This window comes from Micromonospora fulviviridis (genome assembly GCF_014648395.1).
GTDB lineage: Bacteria > Actinomycetota > Actinomycetes > Mycobacteriales > Micromonosporaceae > Micromonospora > Micromonospora fulviviridis.
In genome coordinates, this window is the sequence record NZ_BMRA01000003.1 from 519,297 (window position 1) to 533,818 (window position 14,522).

General features: G+C 67.6%; 16 protein-coding genes and 1 pseudogene. 11 read left to right on the forward strand and 6 right to left on the reverse strand.

Annotated features, from left to right (window positions below; translation table 11 throughout):
- Positions 1-26: 26 nt before the first annotated feature.
- Positions 27-968 carry an RNA polymerase sigma-70 factor gene (locus tag IEY96_RS10955; protein ID WP_189194689.1) on the reverse strand — a complete coding sequence of 314 codons (942 nt, stop codon included), beginning with the start codon at positions 966-968 and terminating at the stop codon, positions 27-29.
- 254 nt (positions 969-1,222) lie between these two features.
- Here IEY96_RS10955 and IEY96_RS10960 point away from each other — a divergent pair, with 254 nt between their 5' ends.
- Positions 1,223-1,708, forward strand: a complete 486-nt coding sequence (locus IEY96_RS10960) for an NUDIX hydrolase (RefSeq protein ID WP_268247146.1) — start codon at positions 1,223-1,225, stop codon at positions 1,706-1,708.
- A gap of 169 nt (positions 1,709-1,877) precedes the next feature.
- Here IEY96_RS10960 and IEY96_RS10965 read toward each other — a convergent pair whose 3' ends face one another.
- A complete protein-coding gene (locus IEY96_RS10965) occupies positions 1,878-2,081 on the reverse strand; it encodes a hypothetical protein (RefSeq protein WP_130322325.1) in 204 nt (67 codons plus the stop codon).
- Between the two features lie 435 nt (positions 2,082-2,516).
- Between IEY96_RS10965 and IEY96_RS10970 the strand changes: the two genes are divergently transcribed.
- Positions 2,517-3,407, forward strand: a complete 891-nt coding sequence (locus IEY96_RS10970) for a tetratricopeptide repeat protein (protein ID WP_189194691.1) — start codon at positions 2,517-2,519, stop codon at positions 3,405-3,407.
- A 192-nt stretch (positions 3,408-3,599) separates the two neighbouring features.
- Positions 3,600-4,400: a hypothetical protein gene (locus IEY96_RS10975; protein WP_189194692.1), complete on the forward strand. Its 801-nt coding sequence runs from the start codon at positions 3,600-3,602 to the stop codon at positions 4,398-4,400.
- A gap of 116 nt (positions 4,401-4,516) precedes the next feature.
- Here IEY96_RS10975 and IEY96_RS10980 read toward each other — a convergent pair whose 3' ends face one another.
- The gene (locus IEY96_RS10980; protein ID WP_189194693.1) at positions 4,517-5,524 is read right to left on the reverse strand and encodes a hypothetical protein; all 1,008 of its coding nucleotides are present in this window, start codon (positions 5,522-5,524) and stop codon (positions 4,517-4,519) included.
- A 199-nt stretch (positions 5,525-5,723) separates the two neighbouring features.
- Here IEY96_RS10980 and IEY96_RS10985 point away from each other — a divergent pair, with 199 nt between their 5' ends.
- From IEY96_RS10985 to IEY96_RS10995, 3 genes are all read left to right on the forward strand, one after another.
- Positions 5,724-6,770: an outer membrane protein assembly factor BamB family protein gene (locus tag IEY96_RS10985; RefSeq protein WP_189194694.1), complete on the forward strand. Its 1,047-nt coding sequence runs from the start codon at positions 5,724-5,726 to the stop codon at positions 6,768-6,770.
- Between the two features lie 84 nt (positions 6,771-6,854).
- On the forward strand, positions 6,855-7,397 hold the full coding sequence (locus IEY96_RS10990; RefSeq protein ID WP_189194695.1) for a 2'-5' RNA ligase family protein: 543 nt from the start codon (positions 6,855-6,857) through the stop codon (positions 7,395-7,397).
- Between the two features lie 130 nt (positions 7,398-7,527).
- Positions 7,528-7,938 carry a hypothetical protein gene (locus IEY96_RS10995; RefSeq protein WP_189194696.1) on the forward strand — a complete coding sequence of 137 codons (411 nt, stop codon included), beginning with the start codon at positions 7,528-7,530 and terminating at the stop codon, positions 7,936-7,938.
- 221 nt (positions 7,939-8,159) lie between these two features.
- Here the strand turns inward: IEY96_RS10995 and IEY96_RS11000 are convergent, their stop codons facing one another.
- Complete coding sequence (locus IEY96_RS11000) at positions 8,160-9,146, reverse strand: serine hydrolase domain-containing protein (RefSeq protein ID WP_189194697.1); 987 nt, start codon at positions 9,144-9,146, stop codon at positions 8,160-8,162.
- A 470-nt stretch (positions 9,147-9,616) separates the two neighbouring features.
- Between IEY96_RS11000 and IEY96_RS11005 the strand changes: the two genes are divergently transcribed.
- Both IEY96_RS11005 and IEY96_RS11010 read left to right on the forward strand, forming a co-directional pair.
- Positions 9,617-10,036, forward strand: coding sequence for a hypothetical protein (locus tag IEY96_RS11005; RefSeq protein WP_189194698.1), 420 nt, complete (start codon positions 9,617-9,619; stop codon positions 10,034-10,036).
- Positions 10,037-10,191: 155 nt separating this feature from the next.
- Positions 10,192-11,247: a hypothetical protein gene (locus IEY96_RS11010; protein WP_189194699.1), complete on the forward strand. Its 1,056-nt coding sequence runs from the start codon at positions 10,192-10,194 to the stop codon at positions 11,245-11,247.
- Between the two features lie 195 nt (positions 11,248-11,442).
- Here the strand turns inward: IEY96_RS11010 and IEY96_RS11015 are convergent, their stop codons facing one another.
- Positions 11,443-12,243 (reverse strand): helix-turn-helix transcriptional regulator, encoded by an 801-nt coding sequence (locus tag IEY96_RS11015; protein ID WP_229791508.1) that lies wholly within the window; start codon positions 12,241-12,243, stop codon positions 11,443-11,445.
- Positions 12,244-12,341: 98 nt separating this feature from the next.
- Here IEY96_RS11015 and IEY96_RS11020 point away from each other — a divergent pair, with 98 nt between their 5' ends.
- Positions 12,342-12,764 carry a DUF2000 domain-containing protein gene (locus IEY96_RS11020; protein WP_189194701.1) on the forward strand — a complete coding sequence of 141 codons (423 nt, stop codon included), beginning with the start codon at positions 12,342-12,344 and terminating at the stop codon, positions 12,762-12,764.
- Positions 12,765-12,862: 98 nt separating this feature from the next.
- Here IEY96_RS11020 and IEY96_RS11025 read toward each other — a convergent pair.
- Positions 12,863-13,653: pseudogene (locus IEY96_RS11025) on the reverse strand (HARBI1 family protein).
- Between the two features lie 100 nt (positions 13,654-13,753).
- Here IEY96_RS11025 and IEY96_RS11030 point away from each other — a divergent pair.
- Entirely contained in the window at positions 13,754-14,149 is a 396-nt protein-coding gene (locus tag IEY96_RS11030) for a VOC family protein (RefSeq protein WP_189194702.1), read from the forward strand.
- The gene (locus IEY96_RS33130) at positions 14,055-14,477 is read left to right on the forward strand and encodes a tyrosine-type recombinase/integrase (RefSeq protein ID WP_268247145.1); all 423 of its coding nucleotides are present in this window, start codon (positions 14,055-14,057) and stop codon (positions 14,475-14,477) included. The genes IEY96_RS11030 and IEY96_RS33130 overlap by 95 nt, the downstream gene beginning before the upstream one ends.
- Positions 14,478-14,522 lie beyond the last annotated feature (45 nt).

A 14,522-nucleotide genomic window follows, 5' to 3' on the forward strand; every position in this document is an offset into this window, starting at 1 on the left:
CTGACAGGAGCCAGAGGTGATGGCCGTCACATCACGAGCAGGGGTTCCCCATGGTTGGCCGCCGCCCATTGCGCGGTCGCGCGTTCGAGCTTGTCGGGGTTTGCCTGGGTACGGCAGGCAGTGATGCCCTCGGCGGTGACCTCCAGGCACATGATGGCGACGACCCGGCCTTCCACGACCGCCACAACGGCGGGTTCCCCATTGGCGGCCCAGGCGTAAAGCTCGGGCGAGCCGCCGACGACGGCGCGCTTGGCCTCGGCGGGCTTGAACAGGCCCCACAGGAACCTCGCGACCGCGACGGCTCCCTCGAACGCCTTGGTGCGTGCCGGAACCTTCCCTCCGCCGTCGCCGATGGAGATGGCGTCCTTGGTGAGCAGGCGTACGAGCTCATCGGTTCGGCCACTGGTGGCGGCCGCGAGGAACTCCTCGACGATCCGCTTGGCGGCGGCCTGGTCGATTTCGGTGCGGGCTTTGCCGTACGCGACATGCTTCTTGGCGCGGTGAAAGATCTGCTGGCTGGCGGCCTCGGTGATGTCGAGGATCTCGGCGATCTCCCGGTGCGGGTAGTCGAAGGCCTCCCGCAGCACGTACACGGCCCGTTCGTTGGGGGACAGGCGCTCCATGAGGGTGAGGACCGCGTACGAGACCGATTCGCGCTGCTCGGCGGTGTCGGCCGGGCCGAGCATCGGGTCCCCCGCGAGCAGCGGCTCGGGAAGCCATCGACCCACGTATGTCTCGCGGCGTGCCCGCGCGGAGGTGAGCTGGTTGAGGCACAGGTTGGTGAGTACCTTCGTCAGCCAAGCCTCGGGGACCTCGACGCGGTCGACGTCGGCGGCCTGCCAGCGCAAGAACGTCTCCTGCACGATGTCCTCTGCCTCGTCCGCGGAGCCGAGGAGACGGTAGGCGATGGCCTCCAGACGGGGCCTCGACAGCTCGAATCGGTCGACGTCATCCACTGTCAAAGGCATGACCTGATCATATTTCCCGCAATGCCCCCAGCTGATCACGGCCCCACTCGTGGATCGAGGCCATCCGGACAGCGAACACGCTGCTCCTCCTCACGAGGATTGGCGCCTCCTGCCAACTGAGGTGGTGAGTCACTCTGGTGTACGTAACGGTGACGAAAATCAGGTGCGCGCATCTGCCGCAGATAGTGAAAGCTGTGACGTGCCCGCGCCCGTGCGCGGTGCTGAGGTGAGGTTGAATGGCCCCCGTGCCAAGCATGAGTCGGTCCCGGTACGCCGGCGTTCTCGCACATCACGACGACAAAGTCGTTCTCGTGTACGAGGAGTACCCACGGTGGGGCGGCCCCTACTGGAACATCCCGAGCGGGCGGATCGAGGACCACGAGACGCCGTTTGAGGGCGCCTGCCGAGAGTTGGCCGAGGAGACAGGTCTGGTCGTCGCAACCGCGGACCTCGTTCTTCATGGCACGGCGGCGGTGACCGGAGCAGTCACCGTCAGCCGGGTGTGGAACTTCACCGTCGACGTGGTGGATCCGACCCTGCACGTCCGCGACCCAGATGGTCTGATTCAGGAGGCCCGCTGGTTCCCCGTCGAAGAAGCAAGCCGCTTGCTTCATGAGTTGCCCTACCGGCCGCTGTCGGAGCCGTCAGTTGCGGTCCTCACCCGTCAGGCTCAGCCGGGCGCCCATTGGGCGTATTCGGATCCGGAAGCGGAGCCGGTTGTCACCTACCCCAACGGGTGAAGGACATTTGCCACGTCCCTGTCCTGCTGATGACCAAGATGCCCCGAGACCTTGCTTGGACCGCGGCGACGAGCCCCGCGGACGGACTACAGCGTGTTCGCCTCCCGAACCGTTCTCGATCTCTGTCGTTTACCGGATCTGCCGCTGAGCACGCGCGACCCCCTACCAACTAAAGATGGTCGCAGTACGGAGAGCAACGACGACCAAGGGCGTGGCCCAGGTCCCGCAGAAGAGTGCCCAGCCGCTCGGCCTCCTCGGCCGTGGGCGGAGTGATGGCCGCGCCAGCCGCGATGTGCTCTCCGGCCTCGTATAGCGCGACGTACAGATCTTCCGCGGTTGCGCGGTCGAGCCGCAGAACGATGTCATCCCGCATGCGCAGACCCTAATCGCACGTCTCGCGGCACCGGTTGGCCACGGTCGGGTGCGCGGATCTGCCGCGATCCGCGCGGTCATGCCGCGTAGCGCTCGTCACGCAAGGTAACCAGTTCACGGTGCACGCATCCGGACGTGCCGAGAACAGTGCGCCCAATGGCCGGGTGCCCCCGCCCGATCGGGGTACCAGGTTTCGGGTGCTCGAACAGGTTGGCTCCATTACCGATTGCCGAAGGCCCTGGCTTGCTGCCGCTGCTGCGGGAAGTCAGTCGACGGTGGTCCTCGAACGCTATCTACGCGGCGGACATGAGCAAGTTCGGGTGGACCTGCGGGGGCTAGTCCCAGACGTCCGTAGCCTGGCGCACTCTGCCGATGCGGAACATGGCGGTGCGAAATCGGGTGCAGCCGTAGCACAAGCGGGTCGTATCCTGCCGGCATGATCGATGAGCCGATTGACCCGGACGATCGCCTCGAGTGGCTGGTCGAGCAGGGGCGGGTGGACGAGGCGATCACCATTCTCGAAGCCCGGGTCGGCGGCGGGGACTGGCTGGATGTGGACCGCCTGACCGACCTGTTGATGGAGAACGGCCGCGTCGAGGAGGCGGAGGCGCATTGGCGGGCTGCCATCGAGGCCGGTCTGCCTCGGGCGCACGGCGGCCTCGCGGACATGCTGGCGAATGCGGGCCGAACCGACGAGGCTATTGCCGGGTGGCGGGCGGCGGTGGAGGCGGGTGAGCCACGAGCCCGTGCCCGTCTCGCCGCGTTGCTCCGCAAGACCGGCCGGGTGGACGAGGCGATCGCCGAGTACTGGGCGGCGATCGCGGCCGGTGACGCGGCGGCGGGCGTCCGGCTGGCCAAGGTGTACGCCCGGGCGGGCCAGCTGGACGAGGCGGTCCGCGCCTATCGGTCGGCGATCGGCGCCGAGGGTGTGTGTCGATGGCCGCTGGGTGCGCTGTTGGAGAAGCTCGGCCGCGCCGACGAGGCGGTAGCCGCCTACCGGGCTGCCGTTGACGCCGGCGAGGAGCGCGCTTGCCTGCGGCTGCTGGCGGCACAGGGCCGCCTGGAGGAGGCGACTCAGCTCGTCCGGGACATGCTCGCCGGGCCGGGCCACAACCCTTCCTACCGGCAGCTTGGCTGGCTGTTGACCGAGCAGCGGCGCGTCGAGGAACTCGAGGCCGAGGCACTGCTGCTCAAGGACGGCAACCTGGTAGGGCTGTCATATCTCCTCGCCGGCGCGCAGCAGTCCGCGAACTACCACGAGGACTGCCCAGCCGACTGCAAGGGCAGCACCCGGGTGGTGCGATACCTCCCAGGGGCGCTGAGATGACCTGCGGCGAGGCCTGCTGAACGGCGCAGTTGCCGCGGTCGGGGCAGTTGGGGCGTGACCTGCCCGGCCTTACTGCTCGACCTTGACATCCTCAATTGCCGCGACCTGCGCGTTCGGGGTTTGCTGTGGGATGTCGCCTGTTCGGCCGTCTCCGAGCCAGGGACTGGTGAGTTGGGGCCGTAGGCTGGGATTGTGGAGACACTGCCGGCGTTCGGCGTGCAGTTGATGCGGTTGGCCGAGCTGCGTGGCGTTGACGTCAGCTCCCTGGCCAGCAGGGCGGCCGTTCCGGAACCTGTGATCACGGCGGTGCTCGACGGCGGCGAGCCTGACCCGTCACTGCTGTGCCGGCTCGCCCCCGCACTCGGCCTGCATGCCAGCGACCTGTTCGTAATCGCGGGTCAGCGGGTGTCTGACGACCTCGCTCCACTGGACCCGGCCGCAGCCAGCAACCTCGGTTCGCTGTCATGGTCACTGACGTACCTGCCACGGGCCGTACCGGAGCTGCACCAGCTCGTCCGGTCGTTGCCCCAGCAGCCCCGCCCACAGCAGCCGCCGGCCCGAACGCCGCAGTATCAGCAGTACCCGAACAGCGCCGGCGGCCCGATACTGCGCCTGCTGCACAACCGCAACCTCAACTGGCTAGGTTCTTCCAAGTACCTATTCGGCATCGGCCGCCGCGACGTGCTGTCGGCGTCGACGATCGGCATGATCGGACGCGGCACGAAAACCCTGACACCCGACCTGCTTGTTGGGTTCGCCGCCTTCCTCGACATCTCATCCGGCCACCTCAGCACGCTGACCGGCATCGACCTGGCCGGCGACCATTCGCCAGCCCACCCAGACGCCGCCGAGGCCGCCCAGCTGATTTGGAACGCCCGCCGCTTGACCGCCGGCCAACTGCAACGGGTCCGCGATCGGGCCCACGCCATCCGCCACGAACGCGCCGACGAACTCAGCCCTCAACTGCGATGCGCCTGCCCCGGACGTCCTTGAGATCCAGCCAGCGGTGGACCGGTGCACTGTATGCCGTCGACCGAGCGCCCACCAGCCGCTCCCGCCCGACTCTGCCGGAAGTGGTGCGCCGTTTCGGGTGCCGACGTTCGGAGAGATCACTGCATGGCGGTGGCTGGTGGGTGATCGAACGAGACCGGGCAGCGGAAGACGTACAGGGCATAACCCCGGCCGATCGAGACATCGGTGGGGTTGCGCGGAACATCCGCCGGATCTTCCATCGGCCGCCAGCTGCCGCCCGACCCGTGCCACTCGCCGGAGTCGGCAGTGAACAGCAGCGTCATCGCGGTGCCACACTCCGTGCAGTCCACCGGATGCGGGTCGGTCAGCGACCAGTTCGCGAAGCCGCCCACCTTCCAGCCCGGCGCCAGTGACAGGTCGAACTGATAGTCGATTCCCTCCTCGTCGTCGGATTCCTCCTCGGTTTCCTCCTCCCAGGCGATGATCCGGGCGTCGAGTTCCTCGGGCAGCAGTCCGCCGTACTGGTACTCGCGAATCTGTTCCGGGTACACGACGCAGGGAGTCGGCAGATAGGAGTCGTTGACGACGGGGGGTTCCGGGGCCGCGGCCAAGGGCCGGCTGACGTCGGCGCTGCGCCGCCAGTACAGCCGTACCCGCGGGTTGTAACCCTCCTCGGGGTGGTCCAGCGGGCACCACAGCACCTGCAACAGATCGGCGCCGTCCGGGCCGGCGAAGTCGGGAACGTCCCGGCGGTACAGCTGCGCCACCGGGACCAGGGAGATCGGCTGGTTTACCAGGCTGTGCGGCTCGGAGAAGTCGAGGCCCGGCAACTGCGCTCGCTCCTGGTCGCTCAGGGCGTAATGAGTGCCCGTCGCGTTGGCACGGGCCTGCGCCGCTGCGTAGATCTCCCGGCTGCGGCGGACCGTCGACGGCGTGCGGAGCCGGAAGATGTAATGAGCATCGCCATCTGTGCACACTGGCCAGGCCTCATCCGCCGGCCACAGCAGCGGGCCACCGACCGAACTGGCGGCGGCCGTCGGCGTACCGGGCCGGGGATGCAGCCGCGTGGCCGTCGCCGAGTGCTCCCTCAACTCGGGAAAGAGCTCCGTGATGTCCAGCGGCCGCGGCGGCGTGGTGCGAGTCATGGCCGATGATCCTACGATCGGGTACGACAAATCGTGCGGTCCGCTAAGCCTCGACGCGGCATCCGCATCTGCCGCCGATCGTGCGCGCCGCCCGGCGGCGCGGCCGTAACTGCCTGTAGCCGGCCCATGTGGGTAGGCATCCTGTCGTGCCGAGATGAGGGTGTGTCACCCTCGTGCCGATGCGTGCAATCATGCCGGCGTGGTGGTTCAGTCGGTCAGCGTGTTGTGGTCGCGGCCTTTACACCTGAGATCGGGTTCGCAGGCGATGGCTGTGGCGTCCGGTTGCCTCGTCGTGGCGGAGCGGTACTCGCGTCTGGTCCGGCTGGATCCGCGCAGCGGGGCGCAGTTGTGGGAACAACGTGTCGAGGATTGCTGGGGCACGACGGTTATCGCGGGCGAGCGCTGCCTTTACCTGAGCCAAGCAGGAGTTCTGCACTGCTTCGACCTGGACAACGGGCAACGGTTGTGGTCGACGCCCGGCATGAGCCTGCGGCATTACGTCAGCGTCAGCGGCTCTGTTGTTTGGCTGGGAGGGTGGCGCGGTTACCACCCTTTGATGCGGGTGGCCCTTGCCGACGGCAGGTGCCTGCCGTCCGACGGCGCTGCGTTTGCCGAAGCCGGTCCACTTGCCTGGCCGCAGCCGGTTCGCTGGAGGCCCGAGGGTGATTCTGCCGCCGATGCGGTGCTCATCGCGGGCACCGGTCTGCCGAAACTACTGGTGATGGCCGCCTCCGGGGCCGTTCTGAGGGAGTGGTCGCTGCCGGCGCCGGTGGTCTTCTCTGATGGCGACGGCGGCTACGGAGTCAGCAACGATGGCCGTGTCACCTTCCTCAGCGGTCGACGCACGGTCATGACTTTTCATCCGGTGAGCGGTGTGCAGGTGCTGTGGCACCACGAGCGTGATCTCCGCCCGCAAACGCCGATCCTCCACCGCGACACGCTGTGGCTCGTCGAAGACGCCGGCATAGCGGTCATCGACCTGAGTCACGGTGTTGTCACCGAGGTACGGCCCCTACCGCACGGCGCTGTCTGCGCCGCGGCCCTGGTGTCCGGCGGTGTGCTGTTCGCCTTCACGGACGGTTCGCTGGTCACCATCGACCGCGCCGGCAACGTCGGCGCCCGCATGCGGCTATCGGCGCGGATTGCCCGGCTGGTTCCCGGAGGCAACGGTCTGATGCACGCAATCGGTGAAGGCCACCTCGTCACGCTCGAAATGCCGGCCACGGCAACCGTCACGCTTCTTTAGCGAGCATCCGCTTTCTGCCGCAGACCGAGCGTGCATCCCGAGTCCAGTGCGTCGCAGGTCGACGCCGAGATCTAGGCTCGGGCCATGGGTGCGGTACTCCGTCAAAGTGGCCTGATACTCGAGGTTCCCGAGGCGGAAGCGGCAGTGGGACGCCACCGTGACGTGCTCGACGCCAGCGCCCGGCTAGGGGTCCCGGCCCACGTCACCGTGCTGTTCCCGTTCGTGCCTCCAGCTCAGATCGACCTGGTGGTCGTAGCTGAGCTTCGGCGGATCTTCGCCAACACCGCGGCGTTCGACTTTCGACTGACCCGCACCGCATGGTTTGGCGACGAGGTTCTGTGGCTCGCGCCAGAGGATCCCCAGCCCTTCCGGATCCTCACAGAGCTCGTGCACACAGCCTTCCCGAATTTCCCGCCGTTCGAGGGGCAGTTTGACGACGTCGTGCCGCACCTGACAGTGGCTCATGGCTGCGACTTGGAGGACATGCAAGCTGCAGAACGGGACCTCGAACAGCATCTGCCCATCGTGGGACGTGCTCGGAAGATGACGCTCATCGCTCAGGCCGATGACAGCGGCACTTGGATCAGGCAGACCACGTTTCCGTTGGCTGAGCCGGACAGGAGTTGAGCGTCCTCTCTTGCCGCTGGTCGGTGCCGGCGGATCGCGCAAGGTTGGGCGAGGACGGCGGGATCAAGACGCGGCGATTACCGCCGGCATTCGATGTTCGGCGATACGGCTCCTGCGGAGACCATGGCGGATGACCGAGACTGTAGTGATGTCTCAAGATGTCGGGGGTGCGCCGCGCACGCAGGTAGCGATCACCGCTCTGCTCATCGTCGCCGGCGTGCTCATCCTCTTCGTCCCCGCCGGTGAGGAGGGTCGAGTCCTCGTGCCGGTCAGCGAAGGTCACGGACTTTCCGCCGTAGACGGGGTCGGCGCAGCGCTGCTGGCGTTGGGCGGCACCTGGCTGGAAGTGCTCGTGGTGCGGCGCCTGCCGTACCTCGCCCTGCCCCCACGGGCCTTGTTCGGACTCGGCCTGCTGGCCGGCCTCGGCATGGGGCTCCTGATCGCCTCGGTCTTTTCGGGATTCTTCTGGTGGTGGGCTATCGGCGCCACGACACTTGGCGTTGCCGTCCTCGTCCTCGTGCCCCTCACGGCACGCCGTTGAGGTCGCTGACCGAACGTCCGCTTCTGCCGCCGACCGAGGGCGCGTGACAGACCCTCGCGGAGGTGCTGCGTCCGATCATGCCGATGCCCGGATGTCGATCGGCTGCCGTGCCGCGGATGCCTTTCCGGCGAAGGAAGAAACTGTCCCAACCGCATGCGCGAGGTGACGTCCGGCCCAGATGTGTGCCCCTGTCGATGGGCTGACCGGTGGGCGTGGTGCCGTCAAGCCATTGCGGGAAGGATGACCCGTTCCAGCACCGTGAGCGGGGTTCGCCACTGGTCGGGGTCGTCATAGTTGCCGGCGGTGACGGCCACGGTGAGGTCCAGGTCGGGCAGGACGAACAGGCGCTGGCCGCCGTTGCCCATGCCGGCCCGCAGCCGATGGCCCTCGATGGATTCGATGTACCACTGGTAGCCGTACCGCGCACCCCAGGTGGTCTGCAGGCGTGGTTGGAGCATCGTACGGATCCAGTCGGTGGGGACGATCCGATGACCGTCCCAGGTTCCCTCGGCCAGCACCAGCTCGCCGAGCCTGGCCAGGTCGCGGGGTGCGAGTCGCAGCCCGGACGCGGCGGAGGCCACTCCGTCCGCGCCGGTCATCCACTCGAAGCGGTCGATGCCCAGCGGTGCGAACAGCACGGCCTCCGCGTACTGGGGCAGCGACTGCCCGGTGCCATCGGCGATCAGTCGGCCGAGCAGAGCCGTGGCACCGCCGCAGTAGGTCCATCGGGTGCCGGGCGGCTCGAGGATCGGCCGCTCCAGGATGTACCGGTAGCGGTCCGGCGCCAGCTCCATCGCGATCTCGGCGTTGGCCGGGCTGTTGTACGGAAGATCCTCGCGCCATTCCACGCCCAACGACATTGTCAGCGCGTGCTCGACGGTGAGCCGGGCACGCTGGGGGTCGGCCGCCAGGTCGGGGTACTGCGGAAACCGCCGCAGGAGCGGCTCCGCCGGCGGCGGGACCAGTCCTTCGCCGAGCGCAATGCCGTACAACAGCACGGTCACGCTCTTGGTGACGGACCGGATGTCGTGCAGCGTCTCGGGCCCGAACTCGACGACGCCCAGCGAGTCGCCCCAGGCGAAGTCCTCGCCGGCTCTGTAGTACTCCAGCAAGGTTTGACCACCGCGAACCGCCGCGACGGCGTGCAGACCGTCGACCTGGCCAGCTTGGAGTATTTCGTCGAGACGGTCACGCAACTGCGTCGTCATTGGCACTCCGAGGGGCGATGTCGGCCGGCGGAACAGCATGCTCGTTATACCGGAATTTTCGCTTTGGGAGCGGCCCGGGTGGGAGGGTCTCGCCCGCCGCAGCTGCCCGCCGCAGCCAGAATTCGGTCGTGAGAGACGGCCACCTCCTGGCGCAGAGACGTCGACGTCCAGAACCGTGCCGGCCCATTTTGCGTACCAGACCTTCGATGAGGTCGCTGTCGACGGGTGCGCGGGGTGGTGCCGAGCACGAGCAGCACAATCCGCCACGTCCAGCGCGAGCTGCCGCCGCGCATCCGCATCTACCGCCGAGCGAACATGTCAAGCAGATGCAGCTCCGTCACACTCCGTAGGGTTGCCCTCTGGCCGCCACCTCGTGCCGAGGGGCTGTCATGCCGAAGAGCGGACACCGCGTCGCCGACCCTGGATGACCCAAGGAAGCTCCCTACGCAGGCTCGCTGTATAACCGGACCGTGGTTGAACTGGCCGCCGCCACAGCTATGGCCCAGCGGGATAGCCTGGCGGGACGCGTACGTGATGAACTGGCCTTAGCCGGCCTGCCGATCGTGGCCGCCGACATGAGTCCGCATCTACGACAGTCCGGCGCGGAGGTGAGGGTCGACAAACTTGCGAACTGCCATGCCCCGGTGCGCGTCGAGTGGCGCACCGACCGCACGCTACAAGAGATGTTCCAGCGAGTAGCCATGGCGGAACAGGTCGATGCACCCGTCTTCCGCCACTACCAGATGGTTGTCGAGACCATGCTCCAGACCATGACGGAGATCCTGAGCGCGGCCGGCTTCACCGTCCGTGGCAGCACCAATGACTTCGCACCATTGACCCTCGAAATCCTCGACGGCCCGCGCAGCGCGTCTCCATGGTCTTCGCGCTAGCGGATCACGCTCGGCGCCAGCGTGGGGCGCGGCCCAATCCCAAGGTCAGGTGTACTGATTTGCCGCGATCCGCTCGCTACGCGATCACGGCAAGGCAGCGCCCTCGGCGCCCGGACATGCCGATGAGCGGATATGTAATCACGCGGTGCCGTCTGATGCGCCCCCGCCTGCAGACCAGTGACGAGGGCGACGATCATCTGCGGCGGCGGCGTTATGCTGCGGCGGTGCGCCCTGTCATGATCGCCGGCGTCGTTCTCCCACCGGTGGGATGGATCAGCCAAGTCGCTGGAGTCGGGTGGATGGTCACTCACCCGACTGAGTCGTCGGCGACGGTTCTGGACGCTGACCTTCGCGTCGTCACGCGATTCGATGTGCCAGTGCAAGCGCAGAGGTTCATGGCTAGTGTGAACCAGCGGCACCTGGCGGCGGTGACCCTCGACGAACTTGTCGTCTGTGACCGGCTCGGCCAGGTGCTGTGGCGCCGCGAACATTCGATCCCGTGCGCCGGTCTGCCTTGCGCGCCGAACTGCCATCTCGACGCCCAAGGGGTTCTGTGGGTATACCTGCCAGCCGGGGACGAGTTGGTCGCTTACGACGCGGCGACCGGTGCGGAGCTTGACCGCGCCCGGCTGGACTCCTCGGTGGGCGCGGCCTACTTCTTCCCTCACCCGGACGGAAAACGGCTCGGGCTGCACGTCGCCATGGGACAGGACACTCCGCTGAGTCACCTGGCCCGGCTCGCCGACGGGCGGATCCAGGGCTGCAATCTTCCCGGTGAATTCCTCAACGGCTTCACCTCCACCGGCGATCGGTACCTCGCACTACCTCACAGCGACGTACCAGAGATCGCCATCCGTGACGTGTCCACCGGCGCGATCGTCGTCGCCCGCGGCTCCACGGAAATCCCGGGCTACAACGGCGACAGCGATTACAGCCTCATGGAAGCAGCCGCACTGGTCAGCGACGACTTCGTCCTGGTGGCCGTCAACACCGACGACGACGGGGACTTCGAGAACCATCTACTGCTCTCTACCCGCAGTTTGCGTTGGCAGGCTGACGTCGACTACGGCCTCGACATGACCCAGAACGCCATTGCGGCTACCGATGGCCAAGGCCGTTGGCTCACCAAAGGGCCGGACGCCACCGTGTGCCTGTGGCAACTCCCGGACCGCATCACCGACGAGCTCCCCGGACAACTCGACCTCTGGTGAAACCCATGCCGTCAGCCCGAGCAGTCGGGCATCCGGATCTGCCGCGGATCGAGCGCGTGGGTAGCCGGTGCGCCCGTCACCGTTCGTAGTCGAGCCTCGGTGGCGCGGACGTTCTGCTTTGCCGAGGTGAGTGCGTTGGCGTGCGTGCCGGGGTTATCGGGTCCATGACGGGACCGGCTCTAGCGACGGCGTGTTCTATGCATGTGGCCAGCGCCGATCGCCGATGGCCGCACGTCGAGGCGCTGGAAACCCCGAGTATCGGGCAGGGCTGACACCGAGGTGGCGCTTGAAGTGCCGGGTCAGGTGGGACTGGTCATAGAACCCGGCCGCCGTGGCGACCTCGGCGGGGCGCTGGCCGGCAAGTAGCAGCCGGCGCGCCAGCTCGATACGGCGGCCGGTCAGGTACAAGTGCGGCGGCAGCCCGTGCGCGTGGGTGAACGCCCGGACCAGGTGGGTCGGGTGAGCGTGCAGCAGCTCGGCGGCCTCGCGCAGGGTGATGCCCTCGGCGGTCCGGGCGTCCAGCAGCTCGCGCAATCGTACGGCGAGACCGCGGGCGGCCGGCGGGGCGATGGCCGGGGCGTGCCGGCGTAGGTGCAGGCTGAGCCGTTCCAGGATGAACGCGAGACGGCTGTCCGCCTCGAACGCCTCCCCAGGCTGGGCGAGCACCTGGTGGAGCTGGTGGATCCGGTGGCGCAGCTGCTGGTCGGGCAGATTCGGCTCGTCAACGGCCGCACCGGCCAGCTCCGCGCCGAGGACCGACGTGTCGAGGTACAGGACTCGCTTGCGGAAGCCCTGATGCGTGGCCGAGCGGCCGTCGTGTGGCACCTGCGGCGGTAGGAGGGTGACGGACGGCCGCAGGGCGCCGTGCTGATGCCGGTAGAGGTCGAAGCGGATCGCACCGTCGTCAACGATCAATAGCGTCCATACATCGTGCGTATGTGACGGGTATGCGTGGTCCACGAAGTGTGCGTGGAACACTTCGGCGATCCCGGGCACCCCGGGTCGCCACGCGCTGACATGCGGACCCGCCGGCCGTGTGGCCACACTAAAAACGTACAAGACGGGTCCGCCCGCCACGGGGCAGGCTCGAAGCCATGAGCGAGCCGATCCGCTTCGATACCAAGATTGCTGTTCTACTCCGGGACGATCTGGCGACCTGGCAGCGGCTGAACGTCACCGCGTTCCTGGTCAGCGGCGTTGCGGGCGCCGAGCCGGAACTGCTCGGCGAGGAGTACTCAGACGCGGACGGTACCCGGTACCTCCCGATGTTCCGCCAACCGGTCCTGGTCTTCGCCGGCGATCGGGGCACCTTGACCAGCGCCCACGCGCGCGCACTTGCTCGCGGCCTGCGCATCTCGATCTTCACCCAGGAGCTGTTCGGCACGGGCAACGACCGGGACAACCGCGCGGCCGTGCGGGCGGTCCTCCGCGAGAAGCTCGACCTGGTGGGGCTGGCGCTGCACGGCCCACGCAATGTGGTGGACAAGGTGCTCAAGGGGACCAGCCTGCACCGCTGAACGCGCCGGTAGAGGTCAGACCGGATGCGAGCCAGAACTACGGACCGCCGCCAATGAACCCTTCTCGGCAACGTCTCGTGACGGTTCGTGATCTTCGGTCAGGCGGTGCGGCCGTGTTTCAGCTGGAGCAGGACGAGGGCGGCTCGGGCGAGTCGGGTGATGCCGCTGGGGTCGAGGCTGACCCGGCGCAGGGCCTTGAATGTGACCTTGAGCAGGGCGTTGGCTCGCTCGGCGACCGCATGGACGGCTCGGATGATCGAGTTGAACGCCTGCTGCTCGTCGTCGAGTTCACTGCCCTTGGGCTTCTTGACCGGGTGACGGAAGCCGTCGCCGGCGTACTCGTAGCCGAGGTCGGTCAGGGTGGGGATGTCCAGGGTGGAGGCGAGCCGGTTGAGTGCGTCGACCAGGCCGTGGGTACGGGCGCAGGTGGTGTCATGCTCGCGGCCGGGGCGGACCGGGGAGACCCAGATCGGCCAGCCGTCGGGGGCGGAGATGTCCTGGACGTTGCCGCCGTGGTGCTTGTGCTTCCCGGACCACCAGAGGTCGGCGCCGTTGGGGCCGGGGGCGGCGACGCGGTCAGTACGGATGACGGTGCCGTCCAGGTTGATATGGGTGTAGCCGGCGGCCGCCGCTCGTTCCAGCGCGGTAGACAGATCCGGGGCGTGGTCGGCGAGCACGGTCAGCCCTTCGTGCAAGTAGCGGTACGCGGTGGGCACCGAAACCCCGTTGTCCCAGGCGAGTTGGGCCAGCCAGGTCCCGTCGACGAATCACCGCAGCACCAGGACACCTGCTTGAAGACGCCCAGAGCGCGGGTCCCCTGCGGGTGCCGAGCCGTTCGCGGTGCTCGCGCACCGACGGCGAGTGTTGCGGTGTAGGTGATATTGGTCAACGCGTGAAGCCTCTGGGTTCCGGAACGTGATCTTCGCAGACCTGTCGGACGGGCGGCCTGGCCAATACTCTGAGCCCCGTCCGCACGATCTGGGAGAGTCATGACAAGTAGGTTCACCGAGTTGACCGTTGACTGCCACGATCCGGAGAGACTCGCGGCCTTCTGGTGCGAGGTCCTGGACTTCAAGGTGATCGACCGGAGCGAGGGCAAGGTCGAGATTGGCTCGTGGGTGCCAACCGTCGAGGATGTTCGGGCCCGTCAGATGCCGCCCACCCTGCTGTTCGTCCAGGTACCTGAGGGCAAGACGGTGAAGAACCGGCTTCATCTCGACGTCAGCCCAATCGACGGCAGCACCGAGGACGAGGTGACCAGATTACTCGGCCTCGGCGCCACCAAGACTGATGTGGGCCAGGGCTCAGACCGAAACTGGGTTGTCATGGCAGACCCCGAGGGCAACGAGTTCGACGTCCTACGCACCCTGGCACCGCAGACCTAGGCCACGAGCGGCACCCGCACCCCAAGGCCGCACCAGCGGGCCGATCCTGCGCAATACCCTCGCCGTGCGGATGGACCGGCACGCAGCCACTCGCCGACTCAAGCACCTGGCCCACGCCGCAGGGATCCGGATGCCGAGGATGCACCCGCACATGCTGCGCCACACGTTCGTGACGACCATGCTCGACGCCGGCGTCAGCCTGCGCGACGTGCAGATCGCCGCCCGCCACGCCGACTCGCGAACCACCATGCGCTACGACCGAGCCCGCAAGAACCTCGACCGCCACCCCAACTACATCCTTGCCGCCTACATGGCCTCCGGAACATAGTCAGCCGTTCCCGCCTCTGCCGAGAAGCGGGCGCGTGGACTGCGC